We start from the raw sequence: 23,668 nt of genomic DNA, 5'->3' as shown, positions 1-23,668 counted from the left end.
GTTAGTTTTGTGCGGTGAGGGTTCTATGCGTCTTAAATTTTATTGTCAGAATCGAATCGGCATTCTTCGCGATATAGTGGCCCAGTTTGCTGACTACCGAATTAATGTCGCGCGGGGCGAGGTCGGGGGCGAGCAGGGCAATACCATCTATTTGCATGTCCCGAAGTTGCTTAATGCCCAGCTGAGTACGCTTAAGCCGGCACTGGAAGCTATCCCAGGCGTTTTTGGCGTCAAACGCGCGAGCTTGATGCCCAGCGAGCGTCGTCATTTGGAGTTGGATGCATTGCTGTCTTCGCTTTCTGACCCCGTTATGTCGATAGATATGCAGGGCCGCATTGTAGCGGCCAACCGTATCGCCGTTCAGGTATTGGGGGTGCGCGTTCAAGAAGTACCCGGGCTATCGCTGGATCGCTACCTTGACGAAGTCGACCTTCCCGAGGTGATTCGCCGCAACAACTCACGTATCAATGGGCTGCGGATCAAGCTGAAAGGCGATACCTATCTCGCCGATATTGCGCCACTGCACACCGAAGACACCAAGGTGGACTCATTAGCCGGGGCGGTGGTGACGTTGCATCGTGCCGACCGTATCGGGGCACGTATTTATCAGGTGCAGCGCCAGGAACTGCGTGGCTTTGAGGCCATCTTTCAGTCGAGTTCGCGATTGGCCGCCGTGATCAATGAGGCGCGGCGTATGGCGCCACTGGATGCCCCGTTGCTGATTGTAGGGGAAACGGGGACTGGGAAAGAACTGGTCGCCAGAGCCTGCCATTTGGCAAGCCATCGCGGGCAAGCGCCGTTTGTGGTGCTCAACTGTGCTGGGCTGCCAGAATCAATGGCCGAGACAGAGCTTTTCGGTTACGCGCCCGGTGCTTTTGAAGGCGCTCGGCCAGAAGGCAAGCTTGGCCTTCTGGAGCTTAACGAAGGCGGCACCGTGTTTCTCGATGAAGTCGGTGAAATGAGCCCACGTCTGCAGACAAAACTGTTGCGTTTTCTTCAGGATGGCGGCTTCCGGCGTGTGGGTAGCGACGAGGAAACCTTCCTGGATGTCCGGGTGATCTGTGCCACTCAACAGAACCTGCCGCAGTTATGTAGTGAAGGGCTGTTTCGGCTGGATCTTTATCACCGACTTAATGTGCTGTTGCTACAGGTCCCTCCCTTACGTGAATGTTTGGATGGTATCGAGGAGTTGGCTGCCTATGTGCTTGATCGTGCGGCGCGTCAGATAGGCTGCCCTTTGCCTGAACTTTCACCTGCTGCGTTGGAAAAAATCATCCGCTACGACTGGCCGGGCAATGTGCGTCAGTTGGAAAATGTGTTGTTCCAGGCGGTGTCGCTATGTGAAGAGAAAGCCATTCAGCCGGTGCATTTGCGTCTTCCTCACAGTGAAGTATCGCCTGAGCTGGCGGGTATTCCATTAGAAGGAAGCTTGAGCGACATGTTAGGCGAGGTGGAAAAGAATATCTTGAGTACGCTGTATCAGCAGCATCCCTCCAGCCGCCAGTTAGGCAAGCGGTTGGGTGTTTCCCACACAACCATTGCGAATAAACTCAAGCGTTACGGTATTGGTGCTCAAGATGGCACTTGAAACCGTACCTGGAACAGCACGTTAAGCCGTATTCAAGACTCTACTTAAGCAAAATCTTAAAAAAGTACGTATAGCAGGTGAATTAACTGTCACGATTTGTTTACAGTTTGTCAGAAAAATACAACGGCAAGACACCACTCTTCGGCATTTTTTTCTGGGTGTAACGATTGCTTTACAGTTTTATGCCGCTTCCGCGGGTAGCGCCTCGCCGAATGCGATTTAACCCCATTCCTGCCCTATGGCTATCTCCATAGACTCTTTATAGATTGCTCTTTATGACTGATTGACCGCAGTTGGTTGGCTTTTATAGGCAGTTAATCGCTCTTAAGTAGCTGTTCTAGCTGCTCATAATAAATAGCCTAAAAAACAATATAAATTTATAAGGTTTCCCAATGACAACGACAAATACGCCCCCCAAAACGCTGTGGCTGGGCCGCTGGGGGTTTGTGCTGGCAGCCACTGGCTCTGCAGTGGGCCTGGGTAATATCTGGAAGTTTCCTTACATCACTGGCGAGTTCGGGGGTGGCGCTTTTGTGCTGGTCTATTTGGCCTGCATATTGGCAGTAGGTGTTCCTATCATGATGGCTGAAATCAGCTTTGGGCGTCGCGGTAGGGGTAGCCCGATTGATGCTATCCGTCGAGTGGTACATGAGTCAGGGCGCGGCAGTTTCTGGTCGATCTTCGGCTGGATGGCCATGCTGTGTGGTTTCATGATTCTGTCGTTCTACGTGGTCGTCGCTGGCTGGTCATTTTCCTATCTGTGGAAAATGCTGAGCGGCGGACTGGCCGGTAATAGCGTCGATGATATGGCAGCAATTTTTGCCGCTAATAATGCCAACCCTTTCACGTTAGGCGCCTGGAGCACGCTAGTGACGGTGCTAACCATGTTCATCGTCGGTAAGGGAGTACAAGCAGGTATTGAAAAGAGTGTCAGTTGGATGATGCCAGGCATGGTGATCATGCTGGGCATACTGATTGGCTACGGTGCTTTTTCTGGTGGCTTTGCCGAAGCTTGGTCTTTTCTGTTTTCTTTCAATGCCGAAGGGTTAAGCAGTGAAGGGCTCTTAGCGGCACTGGGGCATGCCTTCTTTACCTTGTCGCTCGCGTCTGGTGCCATTCTTACCTACGGCTCTTACCTGCCAGAAGGGCACTCCATTGCGCGCACGACATTCAGTGTGGCCATTGCTGATACCGTTGTCGCGCTGATGGCAGGCTTGGCTATTTTCCCGATTATTTTCGCTAACGGAATGAATCCCGGCCAAGGGCCAGGGTTGATCTTTATGAGCTTGCCCCTGGCCTTCCAAGCAATGCCGTTTGGTACGTTGTTTGGCGTCCTGTTCTTTGTGATGCTGTCGATGGCCGCGCTTACGTCGTCGATTTCAATGATCGAAGCGACAGTGGCCTGGCTAGTTGCAAGCAAAGGGATGACGCGCAAACGGGCATCCTGGGGTGTGGGCATCGTGCTGTGGTTGGTAAGCACCTTGGCAATGCTGTCTTTCAATATGGGCGCGGATTGGACGGTGGCAGGCCGCACTTTCTTCGATTGGCTGGATTACCTGACCTCCCGTTGGATGATGCCATTAGGCGGTTTAGGTACGGCACTGATGGCAGGCTTCCTGCTGCGTACTGAGCTATTTAGAGAGGAGCTAGGGCTCTCCCGTACCCAACACACGCTGTGGCTGTTTATGGTGCGTTACGTCAGCCCGTTAGGCATCGTGTTAATTTTCATCGATGCGCTGGGCCTTGCCACCCTTCAAGTAGGCACTCAGTGGCCGTGGCTGCTAGCCCTGCTGGTGGTTATTACCGTGGTGGGAGAGTTAGCTAGCCCACGACTGCGGCATCAGGCTTCCTGAAGCAACTCATTAGAATAAGACATTAAGAAGAGTCATCAAAGCGCTCTCATCGATAGTCGATGGGAGCGCTTTGCGTTAGAGAAATACGTTGCTGGGATGTTAATCAACACGCTTCACTGTGCCGCTAAGGCATCAAAGGCATTGGCGTTAGGGCATAAGCGGCGGCACTCATCAAGCTCGGCACTTGCCCGCATCGCTTTCCAACAATCGCCAACGGCTGCGCAAGCGTTGCAGGTGTCACGCAGTGTACGATAGTCGGCATGCTTCATCAGAACATTCCCATGAAGCTCACTCTCTTTAAGACCGAAGCGCTGCATCATAACTGGCATTAAGGTTTTGGCTGGGCTGAAATGAGCGGGTTGGCCTGCTGCTAGCTGCCTTGCCACTGCCTGCTCAAAGCGTGGCTCTAGCGGTCTTTCCAGGTCGTTGATAAGTGCATCATAGCTAGCGCCTGCTTGCTGGTTTATGTTGCGGGCTAACGTCGCGGTTGATGCTGTATAGCAGCGCTCTGTGAGGCGGCCCCACCAAGAGGTGGTATCTGTATGCTGGGCAGTATCCATGGTCATTCTCCCTCGGCGGTTCTTGATGATGACATCAGTATCAACCGACGAGAGATAAACTATCTTGACGCGGATCAAGTTGGTTTCAAGTGAAACAGAGATGCGGAAGGAGGGAGTGGAGGGAAGTGATAGAAAAGTAGCTGCTTATAGGGCGTCATCAGAATGTGAGTGCTGCTCTCGCCGCCTATTATACGGCCGCGGCGAGAGCATCTAATCAAGCGGCTCAGTGATTAACAACACTCGCTTCGATACGCTCTTCGGCCGCTGCATTGACTAACTGCTCATGAAAGAAGGCAAGTGCGGCAGGCGCGTCAACACCACGACTCTTTATCGACTCACTCCAGGCATCTTGTAAGTTGCTTGCAACGCCCCTCAGGTAATCGATGTCTTGTTCCGATGCTTGGGTAAAGGTGGCGCCATTCTCTTCACCAAATTCAACGCCGCGCTGGTCGGAAATATCCATCATGTAGCCAAACAAGCGTGAAAGCCGCTCACCCGATACGCTTTCAATCGCCGCGCGGTCTTCGTCCGACACTTGGTCCCAGAACATCGGGTTCATAACAATCGCAAAGCTGCCGCGATAGAAACCGCCGTCTACGGTAAGGGTGTGCGGGGCAACTTCAGCCACGCGGAAGCTGCGCAAGCTCTCAAGCGTTAGCATCGCGCCGTCAACAACGCCCTGGGATGCCGCTTCGTAGGTGCCTGTGGGCGGAATGGAGACACCGGTTACCGACATTGCCTCGGCTAAGCCACTCATCACTCCGCCGCCCACGCGCAGCCGTTTGCCAGCAAGCTCATCGATGGAGCTTATTTGGTCACGGGTAAATATTTGCCCTGGCCCATGTACGCCCATCGCAACGACATCAACACCACGGTGCTCATTGGCTTGCTGCAAATACTCTTGGTGGGTATGCCAATAGGCCGCAGAGGCATCTTCTGAAGAGAACTCCTCAAAGGTAGGGAATTCAGGTAGCTGCGTGGCTAGAAAACGTCCCGCCATATGGGCGTGAAAAATCCAACTGGCGTCTGCAATACCATCAGCAACGATCTCCATTTGTGCGGGAGGAGGCCCCATGTCATGCACCACTTCTACCGTGACACGGTCATCAGTGGCTTCTTCAATCCACGCCTTCCAGGTCGGCCAAACAATGGTATTAATCCCGTGATTCGGCCCACCCCACGTGCTCACGGTGATCGTTGCCTGGGCAAATGAAGACATGCTGAACGCCATGCTGGAAAGCGCGATCGCACCCACGAGTAAGCGAGCTGGTTGTTTCATGCGGAAACTCCAAAACGACGTTATTAACGTCTGTGTTGTTATTGGTAACGCCTAACACCGAGCAAGTGGCGCCTTCTCAGGAGGCGTAAATCACAACGCTTACCTTGCCTCTAGATAGTTTCAATAGCAACTAATTTAAAGTTGGTTGAGTTGATACTTAAGTCTTAATTTTGAAGTTTTGGAGGCTCGTTCTAACGGGCAGTAAGGCTTGGTGGTCTCAATCGGCTGATTCAACGAATCGGGATAGCGGTCTCTTCTTTGATATTGCGCAGCACGAAATTGGAGCTGACCTGTGAGATACCGTCCAAGGTGAAGAGTTTTTCATTCAGAAATCGGTCATAAGCCGCCATATCTTCAATCACCACTCGCAGCACGAAATCAGCGTTGCCGGTGGTGGCATAGCACTGCAGCACTTCTGGATATTGCAGAATGCGATTTTCGAACTCGACGGTATTGTCGATGTGGTGGCGAACCAACGTCACCATGACCAGTGCCGACAGTGGCTGGCCCACTAGGCTGGGTTCCACCAACGCCGCAAAGCGGCGGATAACGCCACTCTCCTCTAGGGCTTTTACGCGTCGCCAGCAGGCGGCGGGGGAGAGCCCGATCTGCTCGGCAAGCTCATTGTTGGTAATACGCCCCTGTTGCTGAAGCAGGGTAAGAATGCGCTGATCATGTCTGTCTAAGGTAATTTCTTTGGTTGTTTCTTTCATAGTGCCATTTCATTTATTTGTGGTTTGTTGAATATCATTGCGTCAAAACTAAAAAAATGAAAGTAATGATTAATAACCAAGCTTTTGAAGAGTGAATTAGCAAGCACCTTTAGTGCGCTCTTGGCTAGACTCAAGCGTATTACAACCATAACTCTTCAACCGTACTGGTGATCTCTCATGACAACCCCCTCAACCGCTGAGCAGGCGGGTTCTATTACCCCGCCTCTCGACATTGCTCTTGATAACGATGCTCTTGATGACTATGCATTGGCTGACCGCTATACCCGCGGAGAAGGTCGCGTCTTTCTAACCGGCACCCAGGCATTGGTACGCATCGCCTTACGCCAAGCCGAGCTTGATCGCCACAGTGGCCGCCAAACGGCAGGGCTCATCAGCGGCTATCGTGGCTCGCCATTAGGCGGTGTAGACCAAGAGATTTGGCGGGCGAAAGCCGCTATGGAAGCGCATCACATCGATTTTGTCCCTGCGATTAACGAAGACTTGGCTGCCACCATGATGCTTGGTTGCCAGCAGGTGGAGACAGATCCTGAGCGACAAGTCGAAGGTGTCTTCGGTATGTGGTACGGCAAAGGGCCAGGCGTTGACCGCGCGGGCGATGCGTTAAAGCACGGTAATGCCTACGGTAGCTCACCGACTGGCGGTGTGCTGGTGGTCGCGGGTGATGACCATGGGTGTGTGTCATCCTCAATGCCACACCAGTCGGATGTCGCTTTCATGGCATGGTTTATGCCGGTTGTAAGCCCTGCATCATTGGCGGAATACGAACGCTTTGGGCTATGGGGCTATGCACTTTCACGCTTCTCGGGTTGCTGGGTGGGTTTCAAAGCCGTTTCTGAAACCGTAGAGAGCGGCGCATCGGTAGAGGTGCCACCTTTGCCGGAATATGTAACGCCGGATTTTGAAATGCCGGAAGGTGGGCTGCACTACCGCTGGCCTGACCTGCCGGGGCCGCAACTTGAGACCCGGCTTGAGCACAAGCTGGTCGCCGTTCAGGCGTTTGCCACGGCCAACCCGATTGATCAGTATTTATTTCGCCAAGAACAGGCGACGTTTGGGCTAGTTACCACAGGCAAGGGCCACCTGGATTTACTTGAGGCGCTGCGTTTATTGGGGCTGGATGAAGCGAAGCTGCGCGAATTGGGGGTAGAAATATACAAGGTCGGGATGGTGTGGCCGCTCCATCGCCCCGGCATTCTTGAGTTTATTCATGGCAAGCGCGAAGTGCTGGTCATTGAAGAGAAGCGCGGCATTATTGAAAGCCAGTTGAAGGAGTACATGTCGGAACCCGACCATCCAGGCGAGGTCATCGTGACCGGCAAGCAGGATGAAACTGGCAAACCGCTGATTCCGTTTGTTGGAGAGCTGGGCCCGCGTCTCTTGGCAGGCTTTGTAGCAGAGCGTCTAGCGCGCTTTTTCAAAATTGATTTTAGCGACAAATTGGCAACCGTTGACGCTTGCCAAGCCGGCGTTAAAGAGCTCGGTGGTGTACGCCGCATGCCGTATTTCTGCTCCGGTTGCCCGCACAATAGCTCGACCAAGGTGCCGGAAGGCAGTAAAGCCCTGGCGGGGATCGGCTGTCATTTTATGGCCTCGTGGATGGACCGCAGCACCGAATCGTTAATTCAGATGGGTGGCGAAGGCGTTAACTGGGTGGGCAAGAGCCGCTTTACCGGCAATGGCCATATTTTCCAGAACTTAGGTGAAGGCACCTGGTTTCACTCGGGCTCGATGGCGGTGCGTCAGGCAGTGGCTGCCAACGTCAATATTACCTATAAAATCCTGTTCAACGACGCGGTTGCCATGACGGGCGGTCAACCTGTGGATGGGCAAATCAACGTGCCGATGATTGCTCGGCAATCGCTGGATGAAGGCGTTCGTCGGGTAGTGGTGGTCAGTGATGAGCCCGAAAAATACCGTGGTCATGAAAAAGAATTTCCTAAGCAGGTGACCTTCCACGGGCGCGAAGAGATGGACACGCTGCAGCGTGAACTGCGCGAAATTCCTGGCTGCACTGTGTTGATTTATGACCAGGCATGCGCGGCTGAAAAACGCCGTCGGCGCAAGCGTGGTTTGATGGAAGACCCCGCCCGCCGAGTGTTCATTAACCATCATGTTTGTGAAGGTTGTGGTGATTGCTCCGTACAGTCCAACTGTTTATCGGTGGTGCCTCGCGAGACCGAACTAGGCCGCAAGCGCAAAATCGATCAGTCATCCTGCAACAAGGATATGTCCTGCGTCAGTGGTTTTTGCCCCAGTTTTGTCACTGTTGAAGGTGGCGGGCTGCGTAAAGGCCAAGGGGTCGCTGCCGATAACGCCTTTTGGCAACGTATAGCGCATTTGCCTAGCCCTGCTATTGCCCCTTTGGCGGCTCCTTATGACTTGCTGGTGGGGGGCGTTGGCGGCACAGGCGTTGTGACCGTTGGGCAGTTGATCACCATGGCAGCCCACCTGGAAGGCAAGGGCAGCAGCGTGCTCGACTTTATGGGGTTTGCGCAAAAAGGCGGGGCAGTACTTAGCTATGTGCGTCTGGCATCTCAGCCCAGTGAACTGAATCAGGTACGCATCGAAGTCGGTCAGGCCGATGCGATGATCGCTTGCGATATGGTCGTGGCCAGTTCGCAGAAAGCGCTGAATGTGCTGCAGCCGACCACGCGTATCGTGGCGAATCTGGCCGAGCTAGCCACGGCGGATTATGTCCTTTATCGCGATGCGGATATGCAGCCCAGCAAACGCCTTAACATGCTGCGTGAAGCGGTAGGAGATGAACGCTTTGCTTCCCTGGATGCCAATCGCCTAGCCGAGCAGCTGCTAGGCGATACGGTATTTTCCAATATGATGATGCTGGGATTTGCCTGGCAGCAGGGGCTGGTGCCGCTTTCTGAACCTGCGCTGCAGCGTGCTCTGGAACTTAACGGCGTCGCTGTGGAGAAGAACCGTCAGGCATTTGCCTGGGGCCGCTTGGCAGCAGTGGAGCCCGACTACCTTCAGCAGCATCTGGACACGATGCCGCTGTCCGCGAATGCCACACTGGACGACGTGGTTGCGCGTAATAGTCGCCACCTGGAGCGCTATCAGAACCGTGCCTGGGCTGAGCGTTACGTTACTCAGGTAACGAAAGTGCGTGAGGCCGAAGCCGCGCTGAACGGTGGCCAATCATTGAGTGAAGCCGTCGCCTATCAGCTCTATCGTTTGATGGCGTATAAAGATGAGTATGAAGTGGCGCGCCTTTATACCCAGAGCGAGTTTCTGGATGAGGTCAAAGCAACGTTCTCGGGTGATTACCAGCTAACCTTCCATTTGGCACCGCCGCTGCTAGGTGGTCGTAAAGATGCCCAAGGGCGTCCGGTGAAGCGCCGTTTTGGCCCTTGGGTGCTGAAGGCAATGGGCGCGCTGGCCAAGATGCGCGGTTTGCGTAACACGGCGCTTGACCCTTTCCGCTTCAGCGCTGATCGCAAGCTCGACCGCGCTTTATTGGCTGGCTACGAGCAGTTGATTGATGAGTTAGTGGCCCGTCTTGATGGCACGAATCACGCCACGGCCATAGCGCTTGCTAAGCTGCCAGAAGAAATTCGTGGTTTCGGGCCAGTCCGTGAAGCTGCCGCTGAGAAAGCTAACGAGCGCCGCGAGACGTTGTTGAAGGAGCTACGTGAAGGCCGCTCGAAGACCATCGCTGTCGAAGCTGCTTGAGGCGGGTTATTGCTGATCGTGTTAGAAAGCGCTTTTAAAAAGTTTTCATCAGGCCACGCGATGCGTGGCCTTTTGATAGGTAGTGATACAGTGATTCAACTACGTCTCTTTTCGGCGGCGTACCAGCAGCCAGTGGCTTAGCAGGGCGAGTAGCCCCATCAGTCCGATCGTCAAGGCCATGGTGCGCGAGCTGCCGTCGTGGAATTGCCCGACTAACCCACCTACCACAGCGGCAATCGTCATTTGCAGAAAACCAAACAACGAAGACGCCGCGCCTGCACATTGAGGGTTGGGCGCCAGTGCACCGGCCATTGTTTGTGGCATCAAAATGCCTACCCCCAGCATGAACACCATATGCGGCCCCACCACCGCCCACGGATGATGAACGCCAACGGCAGCCAAGCTCGCCATGACGACGCCCCCAGTTGCGCAAATTACGCTGCCCAGAGTGATAAGACGATCACGACCCAAGCGGTGGCTATAGCGGCCGCTGACCAGTGTACCGACGAAGAAGCCCGCGACAATCAGCGTGAACAGCACGCCATACAACGTGGGCGCGACACCGAGGTACTCGATGAGGACAAAAGATGAGCCAGAAAGGTACGCGAATAGCCCGGAGAACGCGGCCGCATTCACCAAGGTGTAGCCGATAAAGGCACGCTGAGTCAGTAGTAAGCGGAAGTTAGCCAGTACTGTTTTCGGGTGGATCGATTGCCGTCGCTCCTTCGTCAACGGCTCGGGTAGCATAAATATCAGCACCGCCAGCATCACTGCCGCGTAGAGCGCCAGCACCACGAACACCGATTCCCAGCCAAAAAACAGCAGTAACCCTGCGCCCACCACAGGGGCCAGAGCAGGGGCGAGGGCCATCGTGCTTGCCATATAAGAGAGAATGCGCCCAGCCTCGATAGGGCCATGAATATCACGCACCGATGCCCGTGCTAATACCGGTCCAGCAGCACCGCCGAAGGCTTGTAGAAAGCGGCCTGCCAGCAACCACTCAACGCTCGGCGCCCAGGCACACAGTAGGCTCGCAGCGAGAAACAGCGATAACCCTGCGATCATCACCGGTCGGCGGCCAAAGCGATCAGAGATTGGCCCGCACAATAGTTGGGCCAGAGCGAATCCAGCCATATAGAGGCTAAGGGTCAGCTGTATTCGGTCTGGGCCAGTATTCAGCGCTTCTGCCATGGCGGGCATGGCTGGCAAGTACATATCCGTCGCCAGCGGGCCAAGCGCAGTCACCGCGGCGAGAGCTATGACGGTGGCGGTAGAGGGCAGCTTTAGCACCCCTTAACTCCTTTTGGTTGGATGTGATGCCCCTTCGGACACGAGTCGGGCGCCTTCCCGAGTGGAAAGACGCCCGCTTATGTTAGCCTGCTTAGTATAGCTTAATTTGACTTGGCTTCAGCTTAGTTGGCGTCAGGCTGTGCTCCGGGGGCGGCTTTTTCGAAGGCTGGCAGCGAACGACAATTGGCAGCGATGCGCTGGATCGTCGGGTAGGCTGACAAATCGCACTCGAAGCGTTCTGCGTTATACACCTGGGGAATCAGGCAGATATCCGCAAGCGTTGGAGTGTCGCCATGGCAAAATTCGCCGCTGCTGGGGTCAGTAGAGAGCGTCGCTTCCAGGGCTGCGAAGCCCTCGGTAATCCAATGGCGATACCAGGCTAACTTGGCCGCCTCATCCACCCCCAGTTCATTGACGAGATACTTGAGCACCCGCAGGTTGTTGAGTGGGTGAATCTCGCAAGCCACCGACAGGGCAAGCGCACGAACCCTTGCGCGCGCTAAGGCATCAGCCGGTAGCAGCGCAGGCTCTGGGTGTACCTCATCGAGATACTCGCAGATCGCCAGCGACTGGTTAACTACTGAGCTATCGTCCAGTACCAGGCTAGGCACCATCCCCTGAGGGTTGCGAGTTAGATGCTCGCCACCCCGCTGCTCGCCTTTCACCAAGTTGACCGGAACCTGGTCGTAGTCCAGGCCTTTCAGGTTTAAGGCGATCCGCACCCGGTAAGCAGCCGACGAGCGGAAATAGCCGTAGAGCGTCGTCATGTTGCCTTCCTTATGTTGTCTTTCTCATATTGCTTTTTATTTGGGCTGGTACTTTACGACTTGCTGATCGATGGTACCGAATAGGTTGTTGCCATCGCGGTCAAACATCTCGATGCGTACCCGGTCACCAAAGCGCATAAAGGGGGTTTTCACCTGGCCGTACAGTATCTGCTCGACCATGCGCACTTCGGCCAAGCAGCTATAGCCGACGCCACCGTCAGCCACTGGTTTTCCAGGGCCGCCATCCGGGTCTGGGTTGGAAACAGTGCCCGAACCAATGACCGCGCCCGCGCCGAGATAGCGGGTCTTGGCCGCATGGGCAACCAGCTGCGGGAAGCTGAAAATCATATCGGGACCCGCTTCTGGCTCGCCAAACTTCTCGCCATTCAGGTGCACGGTCAGCGGTAGGTGTACCTTGCCATCCTGCCAGGCATCGCCCAGCTCATCGGGGGTCACCGCGATGGGCGAAAAAGAAGAGGCAGGCTTGGCTTGGAAAAAGCCGAAGCCTTTAGCGAGTTCGCCTGGAATGAGGCCGCGCAGGCTGACATCGTTAACCAGCATCACTAGCTTAATATGCTTGGCGGCTTCCTCGGGCGTTACAGCCATCGGCACGTCATCGGTAATGACGGCGATTTCGCCCTCAAAATCGATGCCATGCTCTTCGCTCACCGCTTCGATATCTTCGGTAGGTGCCAGGAAGCAGTCGCTACCGCCCTGGTACATGAGCGGATCAGTCCAGAAGGTTTCGGGCATCTCGGCGTTACGTGCCTGGCGTACCAGTTGGACATGGTTTAGATAGGCGGAGCCATCAGCCCACTGGTAGGCGCGCGGTAACGGGGAGTGCAGGGCACTCTGGTCAAGCGCAAAAGCACCTTCAGCGTCGCCACTGTTTAGTTGCGCATAGCGTGCTTCAAGCTGCGGGCTAACGGCTTCCCAGCTTTCAAGAGCCGACTGAAGTGTGGGCGCAATATCAGCAGCGCTTACCGCGCGGGAAAGGTCGCGAGAAACAATGATGAGTTCTCCGTCGCGGCCCTTGTTAAGTGTTGCAAGTTTCATGGTGATTCAATCCTTGTCGTCAGGGGGCGATAAGTTTTAGGGCTGGTTTGGGTTGAAGTGCGAACGCAGCGTTGACCAAACATCCACATAGTCACGTTGGCGGAAGTCAGCATCCAGAGCCGCAGGGGTTGGGTGGAAGAAGTAGCGGCTTTCAAACATGAAGGCTAGCGTATCCCCCAGGAACTGTGGCTTCAGCTCAGCGTTGGAAGCTTTTTCAAATGTCTCAGCATCCGGGCCGTGTGGTGACATTGAATTGTGCAGGCTGGCACCACCTGGAGTGAAGCCTTCCGCTTTCGCATCGTATTCGCCATGAATAAGCCCCATAAACTCGCTCATCAGGTTGCGATGGAACCATGGCGGCCTGAAGGTGTTCTCGGCAACCATCCAGCGCGGCGGGAAGATGACAAAATCAAGATTGGCCATTCCCGGCGTATCGGAGGGGGACGTTAATACGGTGAAGATTGACGGATCTGGATGATCGAAGCTCACCGTATTGATGGTGTTAAAATTAGCGAGATTATATTTATACGGCGCACAGTTGCCGTGCCACGCCACCACATCTAGCGGTGAATGGTTGAGCTTTGTCTCCCAGAAACGACCAGAGAACTTAGCCACTAAGCGGTAGTCGCCTTCCAGGTCTTCATAGGCTGCCACGGGGCTTTGGAAGTCACGCGGGTTGGCTAAACCGTTAGCCCCGATGGGGCCGAGGCCGGGTAGCTCTAAAGGACTGCCGTAGTTCTCGCAAATATACCCCCGTGCAGCGTCAACACCCTGAGCTCTGCGCACTTGGAATTTCACGCCACGTGGAATAACGGCAATTTCACCGTTATCGACCTCGAGTTCACCAAACTCGGTGCGTAGACGAATTGCACCCAGTTGCGGAACGAAGAGCAGTTCCCCGTCAGCGTTGTAGAAAAACCGCTCGGTCATGTCTTCATTGAACGTATAGACATGTACGCCCACGCCAGCTTGGGTTCCCGCATCCCCGTTGACCGCAATGGTGAATAAACCATCAATAAAATCAGTCGGTGCATCCGGTATCGAAACGGGATCCCAGCGCATTTGGTTAGGGTCCGCTGCGGGCTTGTCTAGCGGGGCTGTGTGTACGTTGTTATTTTCCAGTGGCTGATACGCGCTCTGAACAACCGAAGGGCGAATGCGGTAAAGCCAGCTACGAAAGTTTTGATGCCGGGGCGCAGTGAATGCGGAACCAGTGAGTTGTTCTGCGTATAAGCCGTAAGCGCACTTTTGCGGTGAGTTTTGCCCAATCGGCAGTGCACCCGGCAGCGCTTCGCTTGAAAAGTGGTTATGAAAGCCATTTTGATATTTCAATTGTTCAGTCATTGTTAAGGCCTGCTTTATTTGAACGTTATTTTGTTAAATCTGTATTTTGTTAAACCTATCTATTTATAAACCTATCTTTTTATAGATCTAAGAAGCGGCGATTAATCGCCATCACCAACCGCATGGGAAATTGCTTCTTCGAGCACGGTTTGATCGCCGATGTGGTTAGCCAGTAGCAGAATCAGGCGGGCATTGATGCGTTCGCTTTCGGCTTCGCTGCGGTCGCGATGTAGCGCGGTGAGTGCCGCGTAAAAAGCATCCGGGTCAGTGAAGTTGGGATTTAATTCAAGCTTTGGCATGGCAGCTTTCCTGAAAGGTAGTGTCAGCGGTACCCGCAAGATAAACGCCTAGCGCGCGGTATAATGCGTCTTCAACCTGGTGGGCAGTAATAGCGTGCCAGCGAGCAGCAACGTGCTGGTCAGGACGGATAAGGTATCCGGCACCTGCTTTCAGGCCGTAGCGTTGCGTCACTAATCCTTGGGTATCGTTTATAACGGTAGTACGCGGTAGCGTGCTAAGCGCATGTGGCGTGGGGCCAACGATCACTAGGTTTATATCAAAGCAGCGGTCTAGCAGGACACCCAGGTCTTTGAATAATGTGGCGGCATGTTCATCCTCAACGCGGCCGTCAAGCAGCAACGTAAAGCCATCGCCAAACTGGTTGAGTAGCCAGGCGTTCTGTTCGCCTAATCGAATAGGCGCGTCTTTGGTTGGGCTGCCAGGGCGCACCTCGCTTGGGCCACCATCAACATCAGGTGTATTAAGCGGTGAGTTGTCATAGCGACACGGCATGGAAAGGCGGCCGCTGTTGACTAGGCTACGTGCGAAGGCATGTTTCTCCGCCAGTTCCAACGTCACATCGCGGAATACTTGGCTGATATGGCTCTTCGGGGTAATAAAGTCAGTGGCACGGGTAGAGTTAAGCAGGTTTTCTGCCGCGCCGTGCTGGCGCTCGGTGTTATACGTGGACAATAGTGTTTTCGGCGCCTGGGCTTTGAGAACACGCGCCAGTTTCCAGGCTAAGTTTTCCACCCCCTGCAGGGCGCCGTTGGCACCTCTGGCACCAAAGGGGGATACCTGATGAGCGGCGTCGCCCATAAATATCACGCTGTGATGAATGAAGTTATCCATCTTACGGCAGCGGAAGGTGTAGACACTGGCCCACTCAAGCTCAAACTCAACGTCCGGGCCAAGCATCGCCTGCACGCGTGGGCGAATGTTCTCTTCTTTCTTTTCTTCTTCCGGGTCAGCGTCCCAGCCTAGCTGGAAGTCGATACGCCACACATTGTCTGGTTCTTTGTGCAGCAGCACCGATTGGTTGGGATGGAAGGGCGGATCAAACCAGAACCAGCGCTCTGTCGGGAAGTCAGCCTTCATCACCACATCAGCGATCAGGAAGCGGTCTTGAAATACTTGGCCTTTGCACTCAAGGCCGAGCATGTCGCGGATGCGACTGTTGGCACCATCCGAGACAAGCAGATAGTCACAGGTCAGCGAGTAATCACCATCCTGAGTCGAGACTGTGAGGGCGGTGCTGTCAGGCTGAGCATCGACATCAATGACCTTATGTTTCCAGCGAAGATCAATTTGCTTAGCAAAGTCGTGGGCGCGGTTGACCAGAAACTCTTCAAAGTAATACTGCTGCAAGTTGATAAAGGCGGGAATGCGGTGGCCATCTTCTGGCAGCAGGTTGAAGTCATAGACCTCACGATCCTGAAAGAAAACGCGGCCATGTTGCCAAGTGACGCCTTTTTCAAGCATCGGCTCGACGCACCCTAAGCGGTCAATAATTTCCAGTGATCGCTTGGCAAAACATAGCGCTCGCGACCCCACGCTAACGGTGTTGTTATCGTCCAGGACAATTGAGTGAATGCCCTGCTTAGCCAGATCGATGGCGGCAGCGAGGCCGCTAGGTCCGGCACCGACAATCACCACTGGGTAATGGCGAACGTCTTGAACATCAAGTTCAGACGGGCGTCGGTAAGGATAGACAGGATTTTTATAGGTTGTTGGCATCTATTGCTCCCCTACAGCGTCGGGTGCATTACACCCGACAGCTGGGCATGATCAGTGGGTGTCTCTAGTAAGCACTTACTGATTTTCGACGGCGTCCTGCAGGGAGTGCCACATAGCGGTATCGCGCTCTGCTGTCCAGATACGTGGATCAGGGTATTCGCCACCTGCTTCGTCATAGCAGCGAGTGATATCGAAAGGCACACAGTGATCGAAGATGACCCAGTGGCCATACTTCGGTTTCAGAACCGCGTAGGTCTCTGCGTAGCACTCGGAGAGTGATTTACCCGCCGCCTTACCGGCTTTGACGCTTCCATACATATCATTCAAGAAGTCGCGGGTGCCTTGAATGGCTTCCTGGCACTGTTCGGCAGTTTGCAGCGCATCGCCACGGCCGGGAACGAGCTTCTGGGGCTGCATGGCCTGTAAGCGATCAAGTGTTGTAGGCCAGTCCTCATGGTAAGCATCGCCGGTGTATGGGGTAGCGCCATACTCAACGAGGTCACCGGCAAACATCACTTTTTCTTTCGGTAACCAGACGATGGTGTCGCCCTTGGTGTGTCCGCGGCCCAGGTGGATGATCTGTACCTCGCGCTCACCCATGAAGACGGTCAGTTTTTCCTGGAAGACAGTAGTTGGCCAGGTTAAACCAGGGACAGAATCGACCCCTTTGAACAGGCGCGGGAAGCGGCCGACTTCTGATTCATAGTCTTGCTGGCCACGCTCGACAATTAGGTCATAGGTATTCTGGCTTGCGTAGATATTCTCAGCGTTATATGCAGAAGCCCCAAGTACACGCACCGCATGGTAGTGGCTCATGACCACATGCTTAATCGGTAGGTCAGTTACCTCGCGGATACGGCGGATAACGTCCTGGGCCATGATGGGGGTTGCCTGGGTGTCGATGACCATTACGCTGTCATCGCCAATCACTATGCCCGTATTGGGGTCACCTTCGGCCGTGTAAGCATAGAGCCCCTCTGCCAGCTTGGTGAAACTGATCTGTTTCTCTTCGGTATCGGCATGGGACGCGAATTTCTTACTCATGGTATCTCCGGTGCTAACAGGGTGGTTCAGGTGTTTATTGGAATGTTGTATGTTAGGAGGATAGTTTCTAATGAAACTAAATGTCCAGCACTCCATAGGCGGGCCAGGCGTCCTTATGCATGAATTAGACAATAACTCTCAATAAATCAGATGATTATTGCAAGATAATACCTAAGTATAATAATTAAAATCGGCAAATTAGTTGCAAGAGAGAGTATCTGTCGGCACTGTTTTGGCTTATTCTGACAGGGCTTGCCCTGAGCGTTGGCAACCTAACGCTGATGACATTTTTGTTTGATAAAGGCGAGTAAACGGTGAGTCGTTTTATTCGAAACAGCGTTATTGGATGGAGCTAAGAGGACTCTCTTCCTCAAGGTGGTCAGTATGATAGGCGCGTTGCTGGTGCCCATATTCCCAGCTATGGTGCTGATTTTTATCATCACCACCCCTGATTAAACGGTGGCTCTAGGAGAAACACAATGACGATGGATAAAGCCGCAAGCGATGCGCCTCAGGAGTCTTCAGCCAGGGCAGAGCTGGATCTCAACCAATTTTTACCCTATCAGCTTAACCGCTTAGCTGACCGCATCAGTCAGGCGTTAGAGAAGCTATATGCCGAGTCTTATGAGCTCAACATTGCCCAGTGGCGTGTACTTGCGTGGCTTAGCCACTGTGATGATTTAACCGCTAAGAAGGTGTGTGCCTACACCAATATGGATAAGGCACGCGTGTCTCGGGCTATTCAGTCGCTGGAAGAACGTGGACTGATAAGCCGCATGCCATCCCAGCAAGACCAGCGACTGCATGACCTACATCTGACAGATGCAGGGCAAGAGCTGCTTAATAAGTTAGTACCTGAAGCTCAGGCGTGGGAAGCCGATCTGGTATCGACCCTAAGCGTTGGCGAATATCGTGACTTGCTCAATACCATGCGCAAGCTTGAGCGCCAGTTGGAGAGAATTGGTTAAAAGCGAGACACAGGAAAGACCAGCCAAGATAGTAGAAAGTGCCCATATTCCGTCAGAGGCGTGTCATTGATATCAATAATGATGTGATTTTTGTAACAAAAGATGGGCTCTAAATGATCTTCTAATAGCCGTTGGTAATGACTTAGGAAGGCGGCCATTTTTTATATAACTATTTGTAAATTAATAATTATATCAAGATTAATACTTAAGTATTAACATCTATTAGTCGATGGGTCGTTGCATGATCCACGTATCTGCAGGCATTGTGATAAATAACGTGATTCACTAGATTTGTAAAAGATAAAAATAAAGTATCATGTTTTGCGCTTCCACTTCGTGACGACCAGAGGAAAGAAAAGTGAATAAAACAACAAACCTGATGATTGGCGCTATCGCCGCTGCAACGCTGAGCACCACCGCCTTGGCGCAAACGACCATCACCGTGAGTACCTGGGCGGGCCCTAATCACGGCATCAACACCATTGTATGGCCTACGTGGAAAGCGTGGATTGAAGAGGCAACAGAAGGTCGCGTAACCGTAGACGTGATACATGATATGGGACCCCCAGCGTCACAAATGGAGATGGTCGCCGATGGTATCGCTGATGCTACCTGGGTTTTTCACGGCTATAACACTGGCCGCTTTCAGTTAACCAAGCTGCCGGAGTTTCCCACCTTTCAAGAGTTTTCATCTGAAAATGCCTCCAGTGCCTATTGGCATACGCATCAAGAGTACCTGGAAGCCGCTGGTGAACACCGTGGTGTAGATGTTGTTGCTGCCGGTGTCCACGGGCCTGGCTGGATCTTCAGCAGCGAGCAGTATGAAACCTTAGAAGACCTTAAAGGTAAGCGCATTCGGGTTGGCGGTGGCGTGATGGGCGATCTCTCCAATGCCCTAGAGCTAACCGGTGTCGCATTGCCGCCCACAGGCGTTTATGAAGCAGGTTCTCAGGGCGTCATCGATGGGGCCATGCTTGTTCCTGAAGGGCTGCGCAGCTTCCGTGTCGCAGAGATTTTCCCCTACACCCTCACGGTAGACGGCGGTTTCTACCGCGGCAGCTTCACTATCGTCGTCAACCCGATGATCTGGGATGAAATGTCGCCCGAAGATCGTGAAGCCGTTGAATCCGTCTCTGGTGAGCGCTTGTCGCGTCTGTTCGGTTACATGATGGATGTCGTGGATGTCCGGGGCGTCGACTTTGCCGAAGAGCTTGGCCATACCTTTACCAAACTCGGTGACGAAGATCTCAATACGCTGAAAAGCATGAGTGACAGCATGATTGCTGAGTGGGCTGAGTCTGTTTCAGAGAACCGTAACGTGGATGCGATGGCCGCTATCGAGTTCTATCGTGAGCAACTCGTTGCTGCAGCGGAAGAAGAGAGCGTTAGCAGTCTAGTGCCAGACGAATTAGTACCAGACGACGCAAAGTAAATCCCCACTGGCGCTAGATGGAGAGTGACCATGCAAACCCAAATGGCACGTGCTACGCGCGTTAGTCGGGTTCTGCAGCTGACATTAGAGGGGGTGGCTGGCGCTACCCTCTTTGGCATGATGCTGTTGACCACTGCTGACGTAGGCGGCCGCTACTTTTTTAATTCCCCCATTCTAGGGGCTGTTGAATTAACCCAGCTAATGCTGGCGGCATTGGTATTTCTCTCGCTGCCAGTCGTTTGCTGGCGTCAAGAGCATGTCAGTGTTGATCTGCTCGATGCGGTATTTCCTGCAAAACTTATCTGGCTACGTGAAGTGATCGTTAACCTGATAGTGACGGCAGCTTTGTGGTTGATGGCGCAGCGTGTATGGGCGCTGGCAGAGCGTGCCTTCTCATGGGGAGATGTGACGGAGTTTCTGCGCATACCGCGGGGCTACCTGATCGGACTGATCGCTATCATGCTCGCGCTTTCAGCACTACTGACCCTTATACGAGCCGGTTTCTATTTGCTTGAGGGGCTTAAGGTAATCGAAAAAGGTGGCCCATTGAGTATAGGAGAGCCCCATGACTGAAGCGTTGTACGGTTTCGCAGTATTGTTAATACTTGTGTTCCTGCGTGTGCCACTGGCGTTCGCGATGGGGATCGTTGGTTTCGCCGGGTTCTATCTATTAACGGGTAACTGGAATGCTGCTGAAGCAATGGCGGCGCGCCGGGTAGTAGACACCGCCATGGATTATGGCCTGTCGGTGATTCCATTGTTCATTCTAATGGGTAACTTTGTTTCTCATGCAGGCCTGTCCGATGCCTTGTTTCGAGCATCAAATGGTTTCCTAGGTCACCGTAAGGGTGGTCAGGCAATGGCGACAATTGTCGCTTGCGGTGGTTTTAGCGCGATATGCGGATCGAGCTTAGCGACGTGTGCCACCATGGGCCGAGTCGCCATGCCGCAAATGCGCAAATATGGCTATAAGGATTCACTGGCTGCCGCTTCCATCGCGGCGGGTGGCACCTTGGGTATCTTGATACCACCCAGCGTCATGCTGGTGATTTATGGGATCCTGACCGAAACCAGTATCCGCGAGCTTTTTGCCGCTGGCTTTATCCCCGGCATTCTTGGCATCTTTCTTTATATTGGTGCCATCAAGTGGGTGCTTTGGCGCGACCCCACCGCTGGCCCTGCGGCAGAGAAAGTGCCATGGCCAGAACGGATCAAGGCGCTAAAAAGCGTAGGCAGTACGCTAGCACTGTTTGTACTGGTGATTGGCGGTATTTACCTCGGGGTGTTTACGCCCACTGAGGCGGCCGGTATCGGTGCAATGGGCGCTTTCTTAATCGCGCTAATGCGTCGGGCACTGACCCCACAAGTGTTAATGAACGTGTTAATGGACACCGTGCGCACCACCGCGATGCTGTTTGCCGTGGTACTAACGGCGCTGATTTTCGCCAACTTCATCAACCGTGCGGGGCTGCCTGGCGACCTGCTAGCACTGGTTAATGGCCTGAATGTGGCGCCTTTTGTGGTCATCCTGGTGATTATCGCGATCTATGTCGTACTGGGCTGTGTGTTCGAAAGTATGTCGATGCTGCTGCTCACCGTACCGGTATTTTTCCCGGTAGTGGCGGGGCTGGGTTATGACTTGGTATGGTTTGGCATTCTGGTCGTTATCGTCATTGAGATTAGCCTGATAACACCTCCCGTCGGTATGAACGTGTTCGTATTGCGAGCCGTATTGCCGGACGTATCCACAGGCACAATCTTCCGTGGCGTCACCCCTTTCTGGGTTGCGGGTACCATACGTGCGTTGTTGGTGCTTATCTTCCCCGCCATCGTGCTGCTCCTACCACGACTGATGTATTAAAACGCTTTTATTAACTTTCGTACGATACAAAAAGATGACAGGGCGTTTGCCCTGTCATTTTTTTTGCCTTGCTTTTATGTCTGGCTATTAGGCTGAGCCGTTACTGGCGCTTTGCGACCAGCGTTAGAATGTCATAGCTGGCGACCAGCTCATCATGCTGATTGGTCACCGCCACGTCCCACATCACCACGCCTTGCGGGTGGCCGTCAGGAGATGCCCGGCCCTGGTCAATCTTACGCTTACAGGTGAGGCGGGCGCGGATGGTATCGCCGACCAACACAGGTGTAATAAAGCGCAGCGTATCCAGGCCGTAGTTCGCCAGTACGGGACCTTCGCCTGGGTAAACGAACAAACCAGCAGCTGCCGACAGCACAAAGTAGCCGTGGGCAATGCGTTGGCCAAACTGGGTCTCTTTAGCGGCAATGTCGTCGAAGTGCATGTAGAAGTGGTCGCCGGAGAGGCAGCCAAAGTTGACGATATCGGCTTCAGTGACGGTGCGGCGGTGGGTTAGCAGTGACTCGCCAACCTGCAGGTCGTCGAAATGACGGCGGAACGGGTGGATATCGTTCTCGATCACCTTCGCGCCACGTACATATTCCCCTGTGACGGCCGCGAGCATGGTCGGAGAGCCCTGAATGGCGGTGCGTTGTAGGTAATGGTGAACAGCACGAATACCGCCGAGCTCTTCGCCACCACCTGCGCGGCCGGGGCCGCCATGCTTGAGCATCGGCAGCGGAGAACCGTGGCCAGTGGATTCCTTTGCTGCCTGGGCATCCAGAATCTGCAAGCGGCCATGCTGGGCCGCCAGCACGGGGATCATTTTGGCAGCAATGGCGGGGTCTTTGGTGGTCAGCGTGGTTACTAGGCTGCCCTTGCCTTTGGCGGCGATGGTCAAAGCTTCGTCGATGCCGTTGTAGGGCATTAACGTCGCGACGGGGCCGAAAGCTTCGATGTCGTGCGCGCCACCGTCGCTCAGTGGGTTGCGGTTGATCAGTAAGTGAGGAGAGATGAACGCGCCCTTTTCCACCTCCTGGCCGACAGGCTTGAAGCTGCCGTCTCTGCCAAAGACGCACTCACTAGTTTCCAGCAGCTGTTCGATCGCATGATTCACGTCTCTCAACTGGTCACGGGAAGAGAGTGCGCCCATGCGCACGCCTTCTTGATGAGGATCACCGACGACGATGTTGGCAAGGCGCGCCGTGATTGTGTCTGCCAATGCATCGAGATGCTCGGCAGGCACTAAAATTCGGCGGATCGCGGTGCATTTCTGGCCTGACTTGGCGGTCATCTCCTTGACCACTTCTTTGGCAAAAATCTCGAACTCTTCGTCTTCAGGACTTACATCTGGCGCCATAATGGCGCTGTTGAGCGAGTCCGCCTCGGCGTTAAACGGAATGCTCTTGGCCATGATGTTAGGGTGGCTTTTCAGCATTAGGGCAGTGCTTGCCGAGCCGGTAAAGGTGACAAAGTCCTGCTCTTCCAGGTGGTCGAGTAGGTCACCGGCTCCACCGATCACTAGTTGCAGCGCACCTTCCGGCAGCAGGCCAGAATCGTTGATGACGCGTACGGCTGCTTCGGTTAAGTAGCTCGTCGCCGTTGCCGGTTTGAAGATACACGGCATGCCTGCCAGAAAGGCGGGCGCGAACTTCTCCAACATACCCCAGATAGGGAAGTTGAACGCATTAATATGCACCGAGACGCCGCGGCGGGGTACCAGAATGTGGGTGCCGTTGAAGTGGTTCTCTTTGCCTAATTGGGTCACTGGGCCTTCGTGGGCCACATTGCCTGAGGGCAGTTCCTTGCGGCCCGTGGAAGCGTAGGTAAACAGGGTGCCGAAACCGCCGTCGATGTCGATCCAGGAGTCGGCCTTGGTGCAGCCGGTGTGGTGAGAGATGGCATAGAGCTCACGCTTACGCTCTTGGATATAGGCGGCCAGCGCCTTAAGAATGGCGGCCCGCTGCTGAAAATCCAGCGCCAGAATGTTCTTCACGCCGGTGTTGCGGGCGTACGCCACCGCTTCGCGGAAATTGATCTCTTCTTGGTGAGTATGCGCAACGGTGGTGCCGTTGATGGCGCTGATAAGGGCTTTGGACTCGGTTTGTCCGAGCCACTGGCCTGCGATGTAACTTTGCAAAACTGGCATTGCGTGTTCTCCCGTACAACATAAACAAAGCCGACGCAGTCGCCGG

18 protein-coding genes are annotated in these 23,668 nt (G+C 54.0%); 7 read left to right on the top strand and 11 right to left on the bottom strand.

Features of this window, described 5'->3' with window-relative positions:
* The first annotated feature begins 25 nt into the window (after nucleotides 1-25).
* Entirely contained in the window at nucleotides 26-1,588 is a 1,563-nt protein-coding gene (locus ACN06F_RS16860) for a sigma-54-dependent transcriptional regulator (RefSeq protein WP_038479149.1), read from the top strand.
* A gap of 392 nt (nucleotides 1,589-1,980) precedes the next feature.
* Complete coding sequence (locus ACN06F_RS16855) at nucleotides 1,981-3,441, top strand: sodium-dependent transporter (protein WP_038479146.1); 1,461 nt, start codon at nucleotides 1,981-1,983, stop codon at nucleotides 3,439-3,441.
* Between the two features lie 113 nt (nucleotides 3,442-3,554).
* On the opposite strand, the gene ACN06F_RS16850 is transcribed toward ACN06F_RS16855, so the two are convergent.
* The 3 genes from ACN06F_RS16850 to ACN06F_RS16840 form a co-directional block, all read right to left on the bottom strand.
* Complete coding sequence (locus tag ACN06F_RS16850; RefSeq protein WP_095603562.1) at nucleotides 3,555-4,001, bottom strand: DUF6455 family protein; 447 nt, start codon at nucleotides 3,999-4,001, stop codon at nucleotides 3,555-3,557.
* Between the two features lie 223 nt (nucleotides 4,002-4,224).
* Nucleotides 4,225-5,280 (bottom strand): TRAP transporter substrate-binding protein, encoded by a 1,056-nt coding sequence (locus tag ACN06F_RS16845; protein ID WP_433924377.1) that lies wholly within the window; start codon nucleotides 5,278-5,280, stop codon nucleotides 4,225-4,227.
* Between the two features lie 230 nt (nucleotides 5,281-5,510).
* Nucleotides 5,511-5,993, bottom strand: coding sequence for an Lrp/AsnC family transcriptional regulator (locus ACN06F_RS16840; RefSeq protein ID WP_433924376.1), 483 nt, complete (start codon nucleotides 5,991-5,993; stop codon nucleotides 5,511-5,513).
* A 177-nt stretch (nucleotides 5,994-6,170) separates the two neighbouring features.
* Here ACN06F_RS16840 and ACN06F_RS16835 point away from each other — a divergent pair, with 177 nt between their 5' ends.
* Entirely contained in the window at nucleotides 6,171-9,701 is a 3,531-nt protein-coding gene (locus tag ACN06F_RS16835) for an indolepyruvate ferredoxin oxidoreductase family protein (protein ID WP_433924375.1), read from the top strand.
* A gap of 99 nt (nucleotides 9,702-9,800) precedes the next feature.
* Here ACN06F_RS16835 and ACN06F_RS16830 read toward each other — a convergent pair whose 3' ends face one another.
* The 7 genes from ACN06F_RS16830 to ACN06F_RS16800 all read right to left on the bottom strand — a co-directional run bounded on the left by ACN06F_RS16830 (nucleotide 9,801) and on the right by ACN06F_RS16800 (nucleotide 17,218).
* Complete coding sequence (locus ACN06F_RS16830; RefSeq protein ID WP_433924374.1) at nucleotides 9,801-10,991, bottom strand: multidrug effflux MFS transporter; 1,191 nt, start codon at nucleotides 10,989-10,991, stop codon at nucleotides 9,801-9,803.
* A 122-nt stretch (nucleotides 10,992-11,113) separates the two neighbouring features.
* Complete coding sequence (gene maiA, locus ACN06F_RS16825; RefSeq protein WP_433924373.1) at nucleotides 11,114-11,758, bottom strand: maleylacetoacetate isomerase; 645 nt, start codon at nucleotides 11,756-11,758, stop codon at nucleotides 11,114-11,116.
* Nucleotides 11,759-11,794: 36 nt separating this feature from the next.
* The gene (locus ACN06F_RS16820; protein WP_264017486.1) at nucleotides 11,795-12,814 is read right to left on the bottom strand and encodes a fumarylacetoacetate hydrolase family protein; all 1,020 of its coding nucleotides are present in this window, start codon (nucleotides 12,812-12,814) and stop codon (nucleotides 11,795-11,797) included.
* Nucleotides 12,815-12,850: 36 nt separating this feature from the next.
* Nucleotides 12,851-14,158: a homogentisate 1,2-dioxygenase gene (gene hmgA / locus ACN06F_RS16815; protein WP_433924372.1), complete on the bottom strand. Its 1,308-nt coding sequence runs from the start codon at nucleotides 14,156-14,158 to the stop codon at nucleotides 12,851-12,853.
* Between the two features lie 101 nt (nucleotides 14,159-14,259).
* On the bottom strand, nucleotides 14,260-14,457 hold the full coding sequence (locus ACN06F_RS16810; protein ID WP_433924371.1) for a DUF2783 domain-containing protein: 198 nt from the start codon (nucleotides 14,455-14,457) through the stop codon (nucleotides 14,260-14,262).
* A complete protein-coding gene (locus ACN06F_RS16805; protein WP_433924370.1) occupies nucleotides 14,444-16,174 on the bottom strand; it encodes an FAD-dependent oxidoreductase in 1,731 nt (576 codons plus the stop codon). Before ACN06F_RS16805 ends, ACN06F_RS16810 begins: the two co-directional genes overlap by 14 nt.
* Before the next feature lie 75 nt (nucleotides 16,175-16,249).
* Nucleotides 16,250-17,218, bottom strand: coding sequence for an MBL fold metallo-hydrolase (locus tag ACN06F_RS16800; protein ID WP_038479115.1), 969 nt, complete (start codon nucleotides 17,216-17,218; stop codon nucleotides 16,250-16,252).
* A 479-nt stretch (nucleotides 17,219-17,697) separates the two neighbouring features.
* Between ACN06F_RS16800 and ACN06F_RS16795 the strand changes: the two genes are divergently transcribed.
* The 4 genes from ACN06F_RS16795 to ACN06F_RS16780 all read left to right on the top strand — a co-directional run bounded on the left by ACN06F_RS16795 (nucleotide 17,698) and on the right by ACN06F_RS16780 (nucleotide 21,479).
* Nucleotides 17,698-18,186: a MarR family winged helix-turn-helix transcriptional regulator gene (locus ACN06F_RS16795; RefSeq protein ID WP_038479112.1), complete on the top strand. Its 489-nt coding sequence runs from the start codon at nucleotides 17,698-17,700 to the stop codon at nucleotides 18,184-18,186.
* A 358-nt stretch (nucleotides 18,187-18,544) separates the two neighbouring features.
* A complete protein-coding gene (locus tag ACN06F_RS16790) occupies nucleotides 18,545-19,618 on the top strand; it encodes a TRAP transporter substrate-binding protein (RefSeq protein ID WP_433924369.1) in 1,074 nt (357 codons plus the stop codon).
* Nucleotides 19,619-19,648: 30 nt separating this feature from the next.
* Entirely contained in the window at nucleotides 19,649-20,191 is a 543-nt protein-coding gene (locus tag ACN06F_RS16785; RefSeq protein WP_038479106.1) for a TRAP transporter small permease, read from the top strand.
* Nucleotides 20,184-21,479, top strand: coding sequence for a TRAP transporter large permease (locus ACN06F_RS16780; protein ID WP_433924368.1), 1,296 nt, complete (start codon nucleotides 20,184-20,186; stop codon nucleotides 21,477-21,479). The genes ACN06F_RS16785 and ACN06F_RS16780 overlap by 8 nt, the downstream gene beginning before the upstream one ends.
* Nucleotides 21,480-21,579: 100 nt before the next feature.
* Here ACN06F_RS16780 and paaZ read toward each other — a convergent pair whose 3' ends face one another.
* Nucleotides 21,580-23,622 (bottom strand): phenylacetic acid degradation bifunctional protein PaaZ, encoded by a 2,043-nt coding sequence (paaZ, locus tag ACN06F_RS16775; protein ID WP_433924367.1) that lies wholly within the window; start codon nucleotides 23,620-23,622, stop codon nucleotides 21,580-21,582.
* Nucleotides 23,623-23,668 lie beyond the last annotated feature (46 nt).

The sequence above is a fragment of the Vreelandella sp. 21 genome (assembly GCF_050995515.1).
GTDB lineage: Bacteria > Pseudomonadota > Gammaproteobacteria > Pseudomonadales > Halomonadaceae > Vreelandella > Vreelandella alkaliphila.
This window is presented reverse-complemented; position numbering and strand designations above follow the sequence as displayed.

Excerpts from the sequence above, each read along its gene's own strand:
- ACN06F_RS16810 (WP_433924371.1), bottom strand. The coding sequence starts at position 14,457 with ATGCCAAAGCTTGAATTAAATCCCAACTTCACTGACCCGGATGCTTTT.
- ACN06F_RS16780 (WP_433924368.1), top strand. The coding sequence starts at position 20,184 with ATGACTGAAGCGTTGTACGGTTTCGCAGTATTGTTAATACTTGTGTTC.
- ACN06F_RS16840 (WP_433924376.1), bottom strand. The coding sequence starts at position 5,993 with ATGAAAGAAACAACCAAAGAAATTACCTTAGACAGACATGATCAGCGC.
- ACN06F_RS16800 (WP_038479115.1), bottom strand. The coding sequence starts at position 17,218 with ATGAGTAAGAAATTCGCGTCCCATGCCGATACCGAAGAGAAACAGATC.
- ACN06F_RS16845 (WP_433924377.1), bottom strand. The coding sequence starts at position 5,280 with ATGAAACAACCAGCTCGCTTACTCGTGGGTGCGATCGCGCTTTCCAGC.
- ACN06F_RS16850 (WP_095603562.1), bottom strand. The coding sequence starts at position 4,001 with ATGGATACTGCCCAGCATACAGATACCACCTCTTGGTGGGGCCGCCTC.
- ACN06F_RS16820 (WP_264017486.1), bottom strand. The coding sequence starts at position 12,814 with ATGAAACTTGCAACACTTAACAAGGGCCGCGACGGAGAACTCATCATT.
- ACN06F_RS16795 (WP_038479112.1), top strand. The coding sequence starts at position 17,698 with ATGACGATGGATAAAGCCGCAAGCGATGCGCCTCAGGAGTCTTCAGCC.
- hmgA (WP_433924372.1), bottom strand. The coding sequence starts at position 14,158 with ATGACTGAACAATTGAAATATCAAAATGGCTTTCATAACCACTTTTCA.
- ACN06F_RS16860 (WP_038479149.1), top strand. The coding sequence starts at position 26 with ATGCGTCTTAAATTTTATTGTCAGAATCGAATCGGCATTCTTCGCGAT.
- ACN06F_RS16855 (WP_038479146.1), top strand. The coding sequence starts at position 1,981 with ATGACAACGACAAATACGCCCCCCAAAACGCTGTGGCTGGGCCGCTGG.
- ACN06F_RS16785 (WP_038479106.1), top strand. The coding sequence starts at position 19,649 with ATGCAAACCCAAATGGCACGTGCTACGCGCGTTAGTCGGGTTCTGCAG.
- ACN06F_RS16805 (WP_433924370.1), bottom strand. The coding sequence starts at position 16,174 with ATGCCAACAACCTATAAAAATCCTGTCTATCCTTACCGACGCCCGTCT.
- ACN06F_RS16835 (WP_433924375.1), top strand. The coding sequence starts at position 6,171 with ATGACAACCCCCTCAACCGCTGAGCAGGCGGGTTCTATTACCCCGCCT.
- paaZ (WP_433924367.1), bottom strand. The coding sequence starts at position 23,622 with ATGCCAGTTTTGCAAAGTTACATCGCAGGCCAGTGGCTCGGACAAACC.
- maiA (WP_433924373.1), bottom strand. The coding sequence starts at position 11,758 with ATGACGACGCTCTACGGCTATTTCCGCTCGTCGGCTGCTTACCGGGTG.